The sequence below is a fragment of the Bradyrhizobium sp. Bra64 genome, from assembly GCF_024519875.1.
Taxonomy (GTDB): domain Bacteria; phylum Pseudomonadota; class Alphaproteobacteria; order Rhizobiales; family Xanthobacteraceae; genus Bradyrhizobium; species Bradyrhizobium japonicum_G.
Window position 1 is genome coordinate 1,087,594 of record NZ_JALJRD010000001.1, and the last position, 15,058, is coordinate 1,102,651.

Annotated in this window: 15 protein-coding genes; 5 read left to right on the forward strand and 10 right to left on the reverse strand. The window is 64.3% G+C overall.

Annotation, left to right across the window (positions count from 1 at the left end; translation table 11 throughout):
* Positions 1-176: 176 nt before the first annotated feature.
* The 3 genes from NR187_RS05230 (at position 177) to NR187_RS05240 (ending at position 3,020) form a co-directional block, all read left to right on the forward strand.
* On the forward strand, positions 177-755 hold the full coding sequence (locus NR187_RS05230) for an STM3941 family protein (protein WP_211384359.1): 579 nt from the start codon (positions 177-179) through the stop codon (positions 753-755).
* 250 nt (positions 756-1,005) lie between these two features.
* The gene (locus tag NR187_RS05235) at positions 1,006-2,556 is read left to right on the forward strand and encodes an SUMF1/EgtB/PvdO family nonheme iron enzyme (RefSeq protein ID WP_256805913.1); all 1,551 of its coding nucleotides are present in this window, start codon (positions 1,006-1,008) and stop codon (positions 2,554-2,556) included.
* A 17-nt stretch (positions 2,557-2,573) separates the two neighbouring features.
* Positions 2,574-3,020, forward strand: coding sequence for a DUF4399 domain-containing protein (locus NR187_RS05240; RefSeq protein ID WP_211384361.1), 447 nt, complete (start codon positions 2,574-2,576; stop codon positions 3,018-3,020).
* On the opposite strand, the gene NR187_RS05245 is transcribed toward NR187_RS05240, so the two are convergent.
* The 10 genes from NR187_RS05245 to pqqA all read right to left on the reverse strand — a co-directional run bounded on the left by NR187_RS05245 (position 3,021) and on the right by pqqA (position 13,011).
* Entirely contained in the window at positions 3,021-4,076 is a 1,056-nt protein-coding gene (locus NR187_RS05245) for a 2-oxoacid:ferredoxin oxidoreductase subunit beta (protein ID WP_256805914.1), read from the reverse strand. It lies immediately after the preceding gene.
* Positions 4,073-5,920, reverse strand: a complete 1,848-nt coding sequence (locus tag NR187_RS05250) for a 2-oxoacid:acceptor oxidoreductase subunit alpha (RefSeq protein ID WP_211384363.1) — start codon at positions 5,918-5,920, stop codon at positions 4,073-4,075. Before NR187_RS05250 ends, NR187_RS05245 begins: the two co-directional genes overlap by 4 nt.
* Positions 5,890-7,689: an FAD-dependent oxidoreductase gene (locus tag NR187_RS05255; RefSeq protein ID WP_256805915.1), complete on the reverse strand. Its 1,800-nt coding sequence runs from the start codon at positions 7,687-7,689 to the stop codon at positions 5,890-5,892. The genes NR187_RS05250 and NR187_RS05255 overlap by 31 nt, the downstream gene beginning before the upstream one ends.
* Before the next feature lie 232 nt (positions 7,690-7,921).
* Entirely contained in the window at positions 7,922-8,599 is a 678-nt protein-coding gene (locus NR187_RS05260; protein WP_211384365.1) for a DUF4286 family protein, read from the reverse strand.
* A gap of 13 nt (positions 8,600-8,612) precedes the next feature.
* Positions 8,613-9,599: a prolyl aminopeptidase gene (gene pip, locus NR187_RS05265; RefSeq protein ID WP_211384366.1), complete on the reverse strand. Its 987-nt coding sequence runs from the start codon at positions 9,597-9,599 to the stop codon at positions 8,613-8,615.
* Positions 9,589-10,788 (reverse strand): pyrroloquinoline quinone biosynthesis protein PqqE, encoded by a 1,200-nt coding sequence (pqqE, locus tag NR187_RS05270; protein WP_256805916.1) that lies wholly within the window; start codon positions 10,786-10,788, stop codon positions 9,589-9,591. Before pqqE ends, pip begins: the two co-directional genes overlap by 11 nt.
* The gene (gene pqqD / locus NR187_RS05275; protein WP_211384368.1) at positions 10,785-11,096 is read right to left on the reverse strand and encodes a pyrroloquinoline quinone biosynthesis peptide chaperone PqqD; all 312 of its coding nucleotides are present in this window, start codon (positions 11,094-11,096) and stop codon (positions 10,785-10,787) included. The genes pqqE and pqqD overlap by 4 nt, the downstream gene beginning before the upstream one ends.
* An 11-nt stretch (positions 11,097-11,107) precedes the next feature.
* Positions 11,108-11,863, reverse strand: a complete 756-nt coding sequence (gene pqqC / locus NR187_RS05280; RefSeq protein WP_306235238.1) for a pyrroloquinoline-quinone synthase PqqC — start codon at positions 11,861-11,863, stop codon at positions 11,108-11,110.
* Positions 11,864-11,883: 20 nt separating this feature from the next.
* On the reverse strand, positions 11,884-12,813 hold the full coding sequence (pqqB, locus tag NR187_RS05285; RefSeq protein ID WP_256805919.1) for a pyrroloquinoline quinone biosynthesis protein PqqB: 930 nt from the start codon (positions 12,811-12,813) through the stop codon (positions 11,884-11,886).
* Between the two features lie 117 nt (positions 12,814-12,930).
* Positions 12,931-13,011, reverse strand: coding sequence for a pyrroloquinoline quinone precursor peptide PqqA (gene pqqA, locus NR187_RS05290; RefSeq protein WP_007595659.1), 81 nt, complete (start codon positions 13,009-13,011; stop codon positions 12,931-12,933).
* A 249-nt stretch (positions 13,012-13,260) separates the two neighbouring features.
* Between pqqA and NR187_RS05295 the strand changes: the two genes are divergently transcribed.
* Positions 13,261-13,518 (forward strand): hypothetical protein, encoded by a 258-nt coding sequence (locus tag NR187_RS05295; protein ID WP_211384371.1) that lies wholly within the window; start codon positions 13,261-13,263, stop codon positions 13,516-13,518.
* A gap of 139 nt (positions 13,519-13,657) precedes the next feature.
* Entirely contained in the window at positions 13,658-15,058 is a 1,401-nt protein-coding gene (locus tag NR187_RS05300) for an amidase family protein (RefSeq protein WP_256805920.1), read from the forward strand.

Here is a 15,058-nt window from a genome sequence, read left to right on the forward strand (position 1 = left end):
CCGTCGGCGGCCCGCCTGGTGAGGCGGGGCCGGTTGGCGGTTAGTCGCAGGCGGAGCGGCCCGCGTTCAAGTGCTTCCGCCTCACCCTGCTGCGGGGAGCCTCGCGCAAGGTTCCAGCCCTAGAAGGAGGGCGTTGATATTCCCCTGGTTGTTGCAGATGGCTGGTGGCGGTCACGATGTCCGTAAGTCAGAACTTGCCCAACCTTGCGATCGGCTATTCCCTGGCGCGGCTGCTCGGGCTCCTCGGAGCCAGCCTGTTGCTGACGCTGCTGTGTGCCGCACTCGCATTCAACTGGCACGACGCCAAGAACATCACCGCGTTCCAGATCGCGATCTGCTATTTCGGCGTCGCGTTGTTCGGCCTGGCCACCTGCAAGATGCTCCGGACGCTGATCTCCTCGCGGGAGCCGGTCGTCTTCGTCACCCGTGTCGGCATTCGCGATATCAGGATCGCCGATGACACCATCTCCTGGCGTTCGGTGCGGGACATGTCGATGTGGCGATACCGCAGCCAGAAGATCGTTGTGCTCCAGCTCGATCCTCTTCTCGCCGACCGGTTCGCCGGGAGCTTTCTGAAGCGCGTCTTGTCGCTGATGAACAAGCCGATCGGCGCGGACGGCGTGCTCGTCAATGCAGGCGGCCTGACCATGGACGGCGAAGCGCTATTCGAAACCTGCCGGCAATACTGGACGGCCGGCCGGTTGGCATATTCGGGCCGCTCCGCAACCGAGCCCGAACCCGAGCCGGTCCATTAGAGCGCGATGCGCCGAGTCCGGGCACAGCGTGCCCGCTTCCAGCGAGCTGTGATCGAGGCTCCGTGCGTTGCCTTAGTCGCAGGCCGGGCCAGGAAGGTTCACGCAATGCAAGCCCTCGGTTCGCTGGAACTCGATGTCGGCTGATCCTTCGACATTGTCCCGATTCGTCAGTGTGATAGCCTTCACAGACGAATGCCTCTCGAAGTCGTAGGGTGCGGCTGCCTCTTGCAAGTTTGTGGAGTGCCCCGCAATGGGCGAAATTCGCAACTTCAGATCCGGAAGCCACGATGACCCGCCGCCAAACGGCAGGATGTCTCGTCGTCTCGCGGCGATTATTGTCGGAGACATTGCTTCCTACAGTCGCTTGATGCAGGCCGACGAGGAAGGCACGCATGTTCGCGTCAAGCGGATCGAGCGGGACCTCATCGAGCCCAGTATCGTCGAGCATCACGGCAGCCTGGTGAAGACGACGGGGGACGGCTTCATCGCTATTTTCGACAGTCCGGTTGAGGCCGTCCGCTGCAGTATCGTCATCCAGCAAAATCTCATTGGCCGCAACGCCTCGCTGGCGAAGGAGTCCCGGATCGAATACCGGATTGGAGTCAATCTCGGTGACGTCATCGTGGAGCCGGACGACGTCTATGGCGATGGCGTCAACATCGCCACGCGGATCGAGGGCATCGCCGAGCCCGGTCAGGTCTATATCTCGGGCGCGATCTACGAGCAGATCAAGCACAAGGTGGTGTGCGGTTACGAAGCGCTTGGCGACCGCAAGGTGAAGAACATCACCGATCCCGTGCGCATCTATCGTGTGCTGCCGGATGCGGATGCCGTGGGCAGGACGCGCGGTCGGCGCGAGAATGTGCTGATATTCCTGCTGGGACTGACACTGCTTGTTATTGCGAGCGGCGTACTTTGGTATCTGCTCATGCAGCCACACAGCCCCGGCGAGCAGGCTGCGGCTCCCCCGCTGCCGGTTCCGGCAGCATCCCCCACGTCGCAATCCGCTCAAGCCGAACCCGGTTCTTCGACCCAGGCGCCGCAGACAGCACCTGCGGCTGCTCCCTCGATCACAGCGGCGCCCACAACCTCGCCGTCGCCAGCTCCGACGCAATCCACGACGTCGGTCCAGGAGCCGGAAATGGTTGCGATCCGCGGCGGCAGTTTCGCGATGGGCAGCAACGATGACCCGACGGAAAGACCCGTCCACCAGGTCGCGATCAAGCCGTTCGCGATCGGCAAATACCCGGTGACGGTGCAGCAGTGGAACGAATGCGCAGCCGCAAAGGCGTGCGCCTTCACTGCCGTCGGCAAGGACGATGCGCCGATCACCAATGCGAGTTGGACCGACGCACAGCAATATGCTGCGTTTCTCGCGCAGGCGACAACGAAGTCGTACCGGCTCCCAAGCGAAGCCGAATGGGAATATGCGGCGCGGGGCGGAACGCAGACCAAATACTGGTGGGGCGACAAGCTCCAGCCGGGCATGGCCGGGTGCAAGGATTGCGGCGACGCCGCGGCCGAGCAGCCGGCGAAAGTCGGCAGCTTCAAGCCCAATCCCTTCGGGCTCTACGATATGGGCGGCGGCGTCGACCAATGGGTCGAGGATTGCTGGCACAAGACCTATCAAGGCGCGCCCAATGACGGCTCGGCATGGAGTGGGGGGGACTGCAGCTCGCACGTCCTGCGCTCGGGCTCCTGGAAGAACGACTCGCGATACGTGCGACCGTCCAACCGCGATGGTTACGATACCAATGTTCGTTACCCGACGCATGGATTCCGCGTCGCTCTCAGTCCCTAGGTGCTGGAGTAAATCTGATGCAAATCCTTCGCTGCGTTGTGCTGTCGGCTGCGCTCGCATTGATTCCAGGCATCGCCTGTTCGCAGGGCAAGACCGCTCCCAAGGACGCAAAGCTCTATTTCATCACCCCGTATGACGGGCAGAAGGTGCGCGGCGGATTCCTGGTTCGGTTCGGCCTGCGCAACATGGGCGTGACGCATGCCGGCGACGACTACCAGAACGCCGGCCATCATCATTTGCTGGTCGACGTCAGCGAACCCCTCGATCCGAAGGAGCCGATCCTGCAGGACAAGTCGCATCTGCATTTCGGGGCAGGGCAAACCGAAACATTTCTCGAGCTTCCGCCCGGGACCCATACCCTTCAGCTGGTGCTGGGCGACGCGAAACACTATCCGTTCGAGCCGCCTGTCGTGTCGGATAAGATCACCGTGCGCGTCAGGCCGCCGCTTCAGCGCGGCAAATGATCAGCGCAGGCTGGCGTTGAACTTGTCCAGTGCCGCCGAGCCCGGGCACAGCGTGTCCGCTTCCAGCGTGTTGAGCGGCGTCTCGACCGTGTTGAGATGCGCGTGCATATCTTCCGCATCGGGGTCGACATAGAGGAGCCCGGTGACGATCTGCCCCTTGGCGGCGTGCCTCGCGAGGAACGTCTGCGCGCCGAGCCGGTCGTGCGGATCGTAGTCGGCGTCGATCTTGCGCAGCGCGATCTTGCTGCCGTCATGCTGCTCGACCATTTGCACGGTGCCCGGCGCGTAATCCACCGCGATCAGGTCGCGGCCGACCAGCACGTCGAGCCGGTTGACCGCGTCATTGTGCTCGCGGACGTAGTCGAAGCTCTTGGTCGAGCCGGCGTGGTTGTTGAAGGCGATGCAGGGGCTGATGACGTCGATGAAGGACGCGCCCTTGTGGCGGATCGCCGCCGCAATCAGCGGCACCAGCTGGGTCTTGTCGCCGGAGAACGAGCGCGCGACGAAAGTGGCGCCCAGTTGAAGTGCGATCGCGACGAGATCGATGGCGTTGTCGGTATTGGTGACACCCTTCTTGGACTTCGAGCCGCGATCGGCGGTCGCCGAGAACTGCCCCTTGGTCAGGCCGTAGACGCCGTTGTTCTCGACGATATAGGTCATGTTGACGCCGCGCCGGATCGAATGGGCGAACTGGCCGAAGCCGATCGAGGCGGAATCGCCGTCGCCGGAGACGCCGAGATAGATCAGGTCGCGGTTGGCGAGGTTGGCGCCGGTCAGCACCGACGGCATGCGGCCGTGCACGGAGTTGAAGCCGTGCGAATTGCCGAGGAAATAGTCCGGCGTCTTCGACGAGCAGCCGATGCCGGAGATTTTTGCCACCCGGTGCGGCTCGATCGACAGCTCGTAGCAGGCCTCGATGATCGAGGCCGTGATCGAATCGTGGCCGCAGCCGGCGCACAGCGTCGAGATCTTGCCTTCGTAGTCGCGGTGGGTGTAGCCGAGCTCGTTCTTCTTGAGGCCCGGATGGTGGAATTTCGGCTTTGCAATGTAGGTCATGACACGGCCTTGCGGAGCGGGGTCACCTTGAGGTGATCCTGGTGGTCGCCAATGGCTTTTGCGATGAAACGGGCGGTGATCGGCGAGCCGTCGTAATGCACGATCGGCACGAGCCGCACCGGGTCGATGCCGTTCTCGTTGACGATGAGCTGGCGCAGCTGGCTGTCGCGGTTCTGCTCGACCACGTAGACGAAATCGTGCTCGGCGAGGAAGCTCGCGACGCTGGAGTGGAACGGGAAGGCGCGGATGCGCAGGCGGTCGAGCTGATGCCCGCGTGCTTCCAGAAGGGCGATCGCCTCGTCCATCGCCGGCGAGGTCGAGCCGAAATAGATCACGCCGTATTTGGTCGGACGTTCGGCATTGGCCTGGAGCGGACGCGGGACCAGATCCTGCGCGGTCTCGAACTTGCGCATCAGGCGCTGCATGTTGTCGGCGTAGACCGAGCCTTCCTCGGAGTAACGCGCATAGCGATCGCGCGACGTGCCGCGGGTAAAATAGGAGCCCTTGGTCGGATGCGTGCCGGGATAGGTGCGGTAGGGGATGCCGTCGCCGTCGACGTCGAGATAGCGGCCGAAGTCGCGGCCTTCCTCCAGCATCGCCGCGGTCATCACCTTGCCGCGGTCGTACTGCCTTGCGTCATCCCATTTCAGCGGACGGCAGAGCCGGTGGTTCATGCCGATGTCGAGGTCGAGCATCAGGAAGATCGTGGTCTGGAGCCGCTCGGCGAGATCGAAGGCGGCGGCCGCGAATTCGAACGCTTCTGCGGGATCTTCCGGGAACAGCAGCACGTGCTTGGTGTCGCCGTGCGAGGCATAGGCACAGGCGATGATGTCGCATTGCTGGGTGCGGGTCGGCATCCCGGTCGAGGGGCCGGCGCGCTGGATGTTCATGATCACGGCCGGAATTTCGGCGAAGTATGACAGGCCGATGAACTCGGTCATCAGCGATATGCCGGGGCCGGAGGTCGCGGTGAAGGCGCGGGCGCCGTTCCAGGAGGCGCCGATCACGATGCCGATCGAGGCAAGCTCGTCCTCGCCCTGTACGATGGCGTATTTCGCCATGCCAGTATCAGGGTCGTGCCGGTACTTCTTGCAATGGGCGGTAAAGGCTTCCGCCACCGACGACGACGGCGTGATCGGATACCAGGCGCACACCGTCGCGCCGCCATAGACGGCACCGAGCGCGGCGGCGCTGTTGCCCTCGATGAAGATGCGGTCGCCGACCTTGTCGGACTTCTTCACGCGCAGACCGATCGGGCATTTGAGGTTCTGCAGCGCCCAGTCGCGGCCGAGATGCAGTGCGTGGACGTTGGAGGAGAGCAGCTTCTCCTTGCCCTTGTACTGCTCGCCGATCAGCTGCTCGATCAGCTTCGGGTCCATGTCGAGCAGCGCACTGAGCGCGCCGAGATAGATGATGTTCTTGAACAGCTGGCGCTGGCGCGGATCGGTGTAGGTCGAGTTGGTGATCGCCGTCAGCGGCACGCCGATCACGGTGATGTCGTCGCGGAATTTGGTCGACGGCATCGGCTTGGTGGAATCGTAGAACAGATATCCGCCGGGCTCGATGCCGGCGACGTCCTTGTCCCAGGTCTGCGGGTTCATCGCCACCATCATGTCGACGCCGCCGCGAGCGCCGAGATGGCCGTCTTCGGTCACCCGCACCTCGTACCAGGTCGGTAGCCCCTGGATGTTGGAAGGGAAGATGTTGCGCGGTGACACCGGAACGCCATGGCGCAGGATCGCGCGCGCGAACATCTCGTTGGCGCTGGCCGAACCCGATCCGTTGACGTTGGCGAAACGGACGACGAAGTCGTTTACGCTGCTGATCGGCTTCTTGTCGGACATGATGATCCCGCTTGAGTCATTTCGATCAAATATTTCTGCATGTCCCAGGCTCCGGTGGGACAACGCTCGGCGCACAGCCCGCAATGCAGGCAGACATCCTCGTCCTTGACCATCACGCGTCCGGTCTTGAGGTCGCCGGAGACGTAAAGGTCCTGGTCGGGGTGTAGCGACGGTGCCTTCAGGCGCTGGCGCAGATCGGCTTCCTCGCCATTCTCCGTGAAGGTGATGCAGTCCATCGGGCAGATGTCGACGCAGGCGTCGCACTCGATGCAGAGCGAAGTCGAGAACACGGTCTGGACGTCGCAGTTCAGGCAGCGCTCGGCCTCGCCCAGCGCCAGCTTGACGTCGTAGCCAAGCTCGACCTCGGTGCGGATGTCCTTCAGCGCGATCACCTTGTCGCGATGCGGCACCTTGAAGCGCTTGTCGTTGGAGATGTCGTTGTCATAGCTCCATTCGTGGATGCCCATCTTTTGCGAGGAAACATTCACCTCCGGCAGCGGCCGTTCGGTGATGTCCTCGCCCGACAGCAGCTTGTGGATCGACAGCGCGGCGTCATGGCCTTGGGCCACGGCCCATATGATGTTCTTCGGACCGAACGCGGCGTCGCCGCCGAAGAAGACCTTGGGGTTGGTCGAGACGAACGTCTTCGGATCGACCTTGGGCATATGCCATTTGTCGAACTCGATGCCGCAATCCTGCTCGATCCAGGGGAAGGCATTCTCCTGGCCGACCGCGACCAGCACGTCGTCGCATTCGATGGTCTGGTCGGGTTCGCCTGACGGAACGAGATTGCGGCGGCCCTTGGCGTCGTACTCGGCCTTCACCTTCTGGAAGGTGATGCCGGTGAGCTTGCCGTTGTCGTGGATGAAGGAAACCGGAACAAGGAAGTTGAGGATCGGGATGTCCTCGTGGATCGCATCCTCCTTCTCCCAGGGCGAGGCCTTCATCTCCTCGAAGCCGGAGCGCACGACGACCTTGACGTCCTCGCCGCCGAGCCGGCGCGCGGTGCGGCAGCAATCCATCGCAGTGTTGCCGCCGCCGAGCACGACCACGCGCTTGCCGATCTTGTCGGTGTGGCCGAACGACACCGAGGACAGCCAGTCGATGCCGATATGGACGTGGGCGGCAGCTTCTTTCCGGCCGGGAATGTCGAGCTCGCGACCGCGCGGCGCGCCGGAGCCGACGAAGATCGCGTCATACTTCTCCGCGAGCAGCGCCTTCATGCTCTCGATGCGGTGGCCGCCCCTAAACTCGACGCCGAGATCCAGGATGTAGCCGGTCTCCTCGTCGATCACCGAGTTGGGCAGGCGGAATTTCGGGATCTGCGTGCGCATCATGCCGCCGGCTTCCGGATCGCCGTCGAACACGGTGCAGTGATAGCCGAGCGGCGCGAGGTCGCGCGCCACCGTCAGCGACGCGGGGCCGCCGCCGACGAATGCGACGCGCTTGCCGTTTTTCGCGGAGGGCTTCGGCAGGCGATGCGTAATGTCGTCCTTGAAGTCGGCAGCGACGCGCTTGAGGCGGCAGATCGCGACCGGCGTTTCCTCGACGCGTCCGCGGCGGCATGCCGGCTCGCATGGACGATCGCAGGTGCGTCCCAGAATTCCGGGAAACACGTTCGATTTCCAATTGATCATGTAGGCGTCGCTGTAGCGGCCTTGGGCGATCAGTCGGATGTATTCGGGAACGGGGGTGTGCGCAGGACAGGCCCATTGGCAATCGACCACTTTGTGAAAGTAGTCGGGGGCCGCGATATCGGTCGGTTTCATTCCTACCCTGTCCGCGCAGGCTCAAAGACCCGGCGGCCTCTTCTGAGCTTGGCGAACGCTTAACGCGCGTCGATCTGGTTTCTGAATGACGTCATTGGGTTAGCTTATTAGAACCGGTCCGAAGTACAACGGCAAATTTTCGCGCTTCCCCTCTTTCATGGGAGCTGCGCGCGCACAGCATTAACGGAAGCGCGCAGCAATGCGGCGGTGCAACATGTTGCGCTGCGCTGCTTCAGCCGCGCGCGATCTCGCTCTTCGCCAGATCCCACATCAGCGCGTAAGTGCCGACCGAGACCGGAAGCGGGAAGGGCGCTGCCGCAGGACCGGTGAAGCTTTCGGCGATGACCGCCGAGACCGCGCCGACACGGGTGCCGTCGATCAGCACGAACCAGTCGCGTGCACCTTCGTTGCGCATTGCCGGAATCTCAGGCGTCGCACCCGACAATTCCGGCTCGCTTTCGAGCAGATGCATCGAGATGATGCCGTCGTGTTTTTCCGGCGCCAGCCTTTCTTGCAGTGCGTCACGCCACGCCACGGCATTCTCCGGGGTCGGCCGCAGCCGCACCACGCCGAGCGCGGCGCCGCGCCCTGCTCCGTTGCTGATGGTGATCCGCGCGACGACGCGCAGCATGTCCTTGAACCGCGCCATGCTCTGCCGCGACCAGTCGGTCGGGTTGGCGAGCCGCGCCCGGTAGGCAGGGCTGTCGAGCACGTCGAGCGTCGCGGTCGAATACAGGCAGAGATATTTGGGATTGGCGGCGTGCGCGACATAGCGCCGCGCTTCGAGGAATCCCTCGATCGCAACGCGCTCTTCCAGATGCTCGCGATCGTACCAGCGGTTGAAATCGGCCTCATCGGCCGCGTCGATATTCATCGACGTCAGCAGCATGCCTTTCCCGGCGAGCGGCATTTTTCTTGTCCTGTTATCGTGCGGCCTTTGATGCGAGGTCTGCGATCGACTTCATGACCGCGTCCCGCACGCCGGCATCATAGAGCGAATGCCCGGCTTCTTCCACGATGCGAATCTCGGAACCCGGCCACGCCTTCGCCAGCGCCTGAGATGTCTCAGGAGGGCACAACAGGTCGTAGCGGCCCTGAACGATGATGCCGGGAATGCCATCGAGCTTGCCGGCGTTCCGCAACAGCTGGTCCTCCGTCATGAAGCTGTCGTGGACGAAATAATGCGCCTCCATGAACGGCGTCGCCGGCAATGTGCGCCACACGTTCAGCGACGCCAGGTCCAGCCGCGTCTTTGCCGCCTTGTGTTCCGACAACGCGCGTTCGGTGTCGTGCCAGGCGCGCGCCGCGGGCCCGTGCACGGCGGGATCGGTATCGAGGATGCGGCGATAGTAAGCTTCCACCGGCCGCTCGCGCTCCTCTAGCGGCAGTACGCTCAGAAAATCCTCGTAGAGCGCGGGATAGAATTGCGACAGGCGCGAGGTAAAGGCCGTCTCCACTTCCGCGCGCGTGCCGAGAAACGTCGCGCGCAGCGCAATGCCGCTGACGCGCCCGGGATGCGCCTGCGCATAAGCCAGCGCCAGCGTCGCGCCCCAGGAACCGCCGACCACTATCCAGCGTTCGAAGCCGAATTTTTCGCGGATCTTCTCCATGTCCGCGATCAGGTGCGCCGTGGTGTTGTGCTGGCGCGATCCCTTGGGACGGCTGCGGCCGCAGCCGCGCTGGTCGAACAACACCGCGCAGAAGCGGTCGGGATCGAACAGCCGGCGATGATCGGGCTGGCAGCCGCTGCCGGGGCCGCCATGCAGATAGATGGCGGGAATGCCGTCGGCCCGGCCGACGCTTTCGACATAGAGCTCGTGGCCCTCGCCGACATCGAGCATTTCGGAGGTCAGCGGCGCAAAGGGATCGGCGCGCCTGGCGGATGCGGCCGCGTCGGCGTCAGGCGCCATTCTCGGATTCCAAGGTGCCACCGGCAAAGTTGCGGTAGAGGAAGCGGTTGGTCTCGCCTTCGGCCTCGCGCTCGGCCTGCTTGAAGATGGTTTCGTGCAGCGGCGACAGCGCGCAGGCGGGGTCGGTGTTGGCGGCATCGCCGGTCAGCGCGAAGGCCTGGCAGCGGCAGCCGCCGAAATCGATCTCGCGGAATTCGCAGGACTTGCACGGCTCCTTCATCCAGCCGGTGCCGCGATAGCGGTTGAAGGCCTCGGAGTTCTGCCAGATCCAGGCGATCGAATGGTTGGAGCGCACCGATTCGAAGTCGAGCCCGGTGATGCTTTCGGCGGCGTGGCAGGGCAGCACCTTGCCGGCGGGCGAGATGTTGAAGAACTGCCGGCCCCAGCCGCCCATGCACTTCTTCGGCCGCAGCGCGTAATAGTCGGGAACGACGTAGTCGATCGTCAGCCGCCCCTTCAGCCGCTCGCGCGCCTCTTCGACGATCCGGGTGCACTCTTCGAGTTGCGCCACTGTCGGCATCAGCGCGGCACGGTTCTTCAGCGCCCAGCCGTAATATTGCACGTTGGCGACCTCGAGCCGGTCGGCGTCGAGATCGACCGACATTTGGACGATGTCAGGGAGCTGATGCAGGTTCTGCCGGTGCATCACCGCATTGACGGTCAGCGGCAGATCCAGCTCGCGGGTCCATTTCGCCACTTCGAGCTTCTTGCGATGCCCGTTTTTATAACCGGCGACGCGATCGGCGAGGCCTTCTTCGACGCCCTGGAAAGAGATCTGGACGTGGCAGAGCCCGGCGTCCGCAAGCTCGCTCAGCCGCTCGCGCGTCAGCAGCACGGCCGAGGTGATGAGGTTGGTATAGAGGCCGACGTCGCTCGCATGCTTGACCAGCTCGACGAGATCCTTGCGCGCCGTCGGCTCGCCGCCGGAGAAATGCACCTGCAGCACGCCGATCTCGGCAAGCTCGCTCAGGACCTTCTTCCATTCCCCGGTGGTCAGCTCCTTGCCCGAGCGGTCGAGCTCGACCGGATTCGAGCAATAGGGGCATTGCAGCGGGCAGCGATGGGTGATCTCGAGCAGCACCGCCAGCGGAATGCCGAAGGTTTCCGCCGTCGAGCGCTGCTTCTCCAGCACGGCGAGGCTGTCGCTGGCGTCGGGTGGAATTGCCGGGTTGCCGAGCACATCGCTCATGACGTCTTCTCCCGGGCCTCCGTGAGGAAGCCCTTGTCGGCGAGATCCTGCAGCATGACGATGACGTCGGCCAGGATCGCCTCGCGCGGTGCGGCATATTTCGCGGCCAGCTGATCGGCGATATCGCCGACATTGCGCTCGCCGTTGCAGAGCTGCAAGACCTCGACCGCGATCTCGTCCGGCGCCAGCACCCGTTCCGGGGCCAGGATCACCCAGACTTGTCGCGTCTCGTCGTATTTCAGCCTGGCGTGGCGCGGCAGCACCGGGCGGCTTGCCTCGCTGACGCTGATATTGCGCGGCCCGGCCATCGCTTTATCCCTTAACCCGCTTTGGGCACGAACGCGCCCGGCGGAATGTGGCCCTCGACATAGGCGTGCTGGAGCGCATCGAGCTGCACCCACAGCACGTTGGTCTTGAAGATCAGCGCATTGCAGACCTGCGCGCGCTGCTCCGGCGTCGTGGCATGCGCCTTGACGTAATCGAGCGCAAAGCCGGCATCGCGCGGCGCCTGGGTCAGGCGCCGCTTGAAGTAGCTCATGATATCGGGATTGACGAAGTCGTAGTGCTCCAGCATGCCGGAGATACGCTCCTCGTGCAGGTTCGGCGCGAACAATTCGGTCAGCGAGGACGCGATCGCCTCCAGCGGGCTCTTCTCGCGGCAGTAATGGACATAGGCTTCGACCGCGAAGCGCGTCGCCGGCAAGATGCCCTCGGTCGATTCCACATAGGCCGTGTCGAGCCCGAGGCCTTCGGTCAGCTTCAGCCAGCGTTCGATGCCGCCCTCGCTGCCGACATCGCCGTCATGGTCCTCGATGCGGTGGCGCCATTCCAGCCGGGTGGCGCGGTCGCGGAAGCGCGAGATCACCACCGCGTCCTTGATCGGGATCGTGCTCTGGTAATAATAGCGGTTCAGCGCCCAGGCCTGCACCTGGCCCTTGTTCAGCTTGCCGCCGTGCAAGAGCTTATGGAACGGATGCAGGCTGTGATAGCGCGTCGCCCCGATATGGCGCAGCGTCGCCTCCAGCTCCTCGGCGCTAGTGAGCCTGATGTCCTTGCCGATCGAGAGCGCGGTCATTCCAGTCGGTGACGCGGCATTCACAGCACGATCTCCGTTCCGTCGGCGGGTATCTGCCAGCCCGCCTGCTCGGCAGACTTGCGCTCGGGCGAGCCAGGCAGCAGCGCCGGGTTCGAGTTATTGATATGCAGAAACATCTTCCTGTCGAGTGTGAGGTCGGCGAGCCGCGCGATCGCGCCGTCGTCGCCGGACATCGCGACATGACCCATGCTCTTGCCGGTCTTGTGGCCGAGCCCGGCCCTGATCATCTCGTCGTCCCGCCAGACCGTGCCGTCGAAGAACACCAGCGCAGCGCCGTCGATCTCGGCCTTGAGTGCGTCGGTCACCTCGGCGCAGGCGGCGATGAAGTAGAAGCACTTGCCGGTCGACTTGTCGGTGATCTTGAGCCCCAGCGTGTCGCCGTCGCCGCTCTGGCCGCCGGGATGTGCCTTGCCTTCCAGATACCACGCCGATTTGCCCGGCACCGCGAAGGGCAGCACCTCGAGCCCCGAGCGCGCGCCGTCCGGCAGCCGCGGCTCGAACGGCTCGTTGATGGCGATCGGCTGGCGCCTGACGTTCTTCTCGTTCAGCACGTTGAAGATGCTGTTGCTGTTCAGGATCGCCAGCACCTTCTCGTGCGCATAGACCGTGAAGGGCGAGCCCTCGCGCATCGACAGCAGGCCCGCGACCGCGTCCACTTCGCTGTTGGTCAGGATCACGCCCGCAATCGGCGTATGGCGCAACGCGCCTGCCTTGGGATGCAGCTGCGGCGTGGCATTCAATTGCTGGCGGAGATCAGGGGAAGCGTTGATCAAAAACCAGTGCTCGCCATCGCCGCTGAAGGCGACCGAGGCCTGGGTTCGATGAAGCTCTTGGCCGTGGCTGCGCGCCGCCCGGCAGGCCTCGCAACCGCAATTCCATTGCGGAACTCCGCCGCCGGCCCCGGCGCCCAGGACGACGACGCGAAGCATGATCCGTCTCCTGGAGGCAATGTCGCGAGGTGGACCTCACGCCGACACAAATCCTGTCTTCCGGACATGCATCGTGACCGAAAGATCCACCTGCGCAGAACGCAGATCACCAACCGCTTACTTGCGGGTGGCGCTCACATACATGTTGATTTCCATGCCACAGGGCACTTCGACGATCTTGGGGGCTTTCCAGGCCATTTTGGCTCTCCATTTTCGAGATTTCGGACGTATCCGCCCGAGGCTAAGTTACTGCGAGCACAAAAGTTCGCCAGTGAAATTTTCCCGAGCAGGGCCATATTGCGCCGCGAAAAATGCGCGGGGAACAGTACTTTCTGGTGATGCGGCCCTGCGCCTGGCGCATTCGGTCGTGAACGCTGTCCTGATAAAGCAGTTGTGAGTGCAGTGCAGCTTTCAATCCGGTACATGCGACTTTAGCTGGATCTCGTGATGCCCAAATATTTCTTCAACACCCGCATCGGCGACGAATTGATCGTGGATCCCGAGGGAGAGGATCTGCGCAATCCCGATCGCGCCTGGGAGGTCGCCCGCCAGATGATCCTGGAAGTGGTGAAATCGGAGGGCGCCCAGCCGGCCCTGATGGAGGCGGTGATCGAGGTCACCGACGTCGAAGGCGAGATCGTGCTCGAATTCCCCTTCACCGAGGCGCTCCTGGACATCCCGGACCAGTCTGCGACGCGGCATTAGCCACGGCTCTCTCCGCCGTCATTGCAATGACGGCGGTTGCGGCCATAGTCCGCGCATCCCACCCCCTTCGCCGCTGCGAAATCCGCATGGCTTTGCCGCGTTCCCGGCGCTAAAAGACGGTGGTTACACGGAGTTCGCCATGCAAGATCTCTGGCGCCTGTCGGCCGCCGACCTCGTCACCCTCGTCAAAGCCAAAAAAGTCTCCGCCAGGGAGGCGGCCCAGGCCGGGCTCGCCCGGCTCGACGCCGTCAATCCCAGGCTCAACGCCGTGATCGACCACCGGCCGGACGACGTGCTCAAGCAGGCCGACGCCGTCGATGCCGCCATCGCGAGGGGCGAGGACCCCGGTGTCCTCGCCGGCGTGCCCGTCACCATCAAGGCCAATGTCGACCAGGAGGGCTTTGCCACCACCAACGGCCTGAAACTCCAGCGCGACCTGATCGCGCGCGAGGACAATCCCGTGGTCGCCAATTTCCGCAAAGCGGGCGCCGTTCTGCTGGGGCGCACCAATTGCCCGGCCTTCTCCTATCGCTGGTTCACCACCAATCTGGTCCATGGCGACACCAAGAACCCCCGCGATGCCTCGCTGACGCCGGGCGGCTCGTCCGGCGGCGCCGGCTCGGCGGTTGCGGCCGGCATCGGCCATATCGCCCATGGCACCGACATTGCCGGCTCGATCCGCTATCCCGCCTATGCCTGCGGCGTGCACGGCCTGCGCCCGACGCTGGGCCGGATTCCCGCCTTCAACCCGGCGCTGCCGGAGCGCCCGATCGGGCCGCAGATCATGGCGGTGTCGGGTCCGCTGGCGCGTACCGTCAACGACATCAGGATCTCGCTCGCCGCGATGTCGGCCCGCGACGCCCGCGACCCCTGGTTCGTGCCGGCGCCGCTGGAAGGCCCGGCGCGGCCGAAGCGCGCCGCGCTCTGCCTCAACCCGGACGGCCTTGCGACCACGCCTGAGGTGAAGGCCGCGGTGATTGACGCCGGCAAGCGCCTGGAGCGGGCGGGCTGGACCGTCGAGACAATCGAGAACACCCCGCCGATGCGCGAAGCGGTCGAGTGGCAGATCAAGCTCTGGCTCGGCGACGGCTACGAGGCGCAACTCGAAATGGCCGAGCGCGAGGGCGATCCCGGCGCGCTGGCGTGCCTGCGCGGCAACCGCAGCAGGGTGACGCCGATGGACCAGGCGAATTACGCCAAGGCGCTGACCCGAAGAGCCATGCTGACCCGCGACTGGATGGCGTTCTTCGAGACCTACGCGGTACTGTTGACGCCGGTCTCCGGCGAACTGCCGTTCCCGGATCACCTCGACCGCAAGGACGACGAATCCTTCAAGCGCGTCTGGGAAGCGCAGCTGCCGCAGATCGCCATTCCCTTCATGGGGCTGCCGGGGTTGGTGGTCTCGACCGGCCTCGTCGGCAAGGCGCCGGTCGGCGTGCATATCGTGTCCGGCCGCTACCGCGAGGATCTCTGCCTCCTCGCCGGCGAAGCGATCGAGGCGGGCGGCGTGCCGCCGTCGCCGATCGATCCCGTGGGCTAG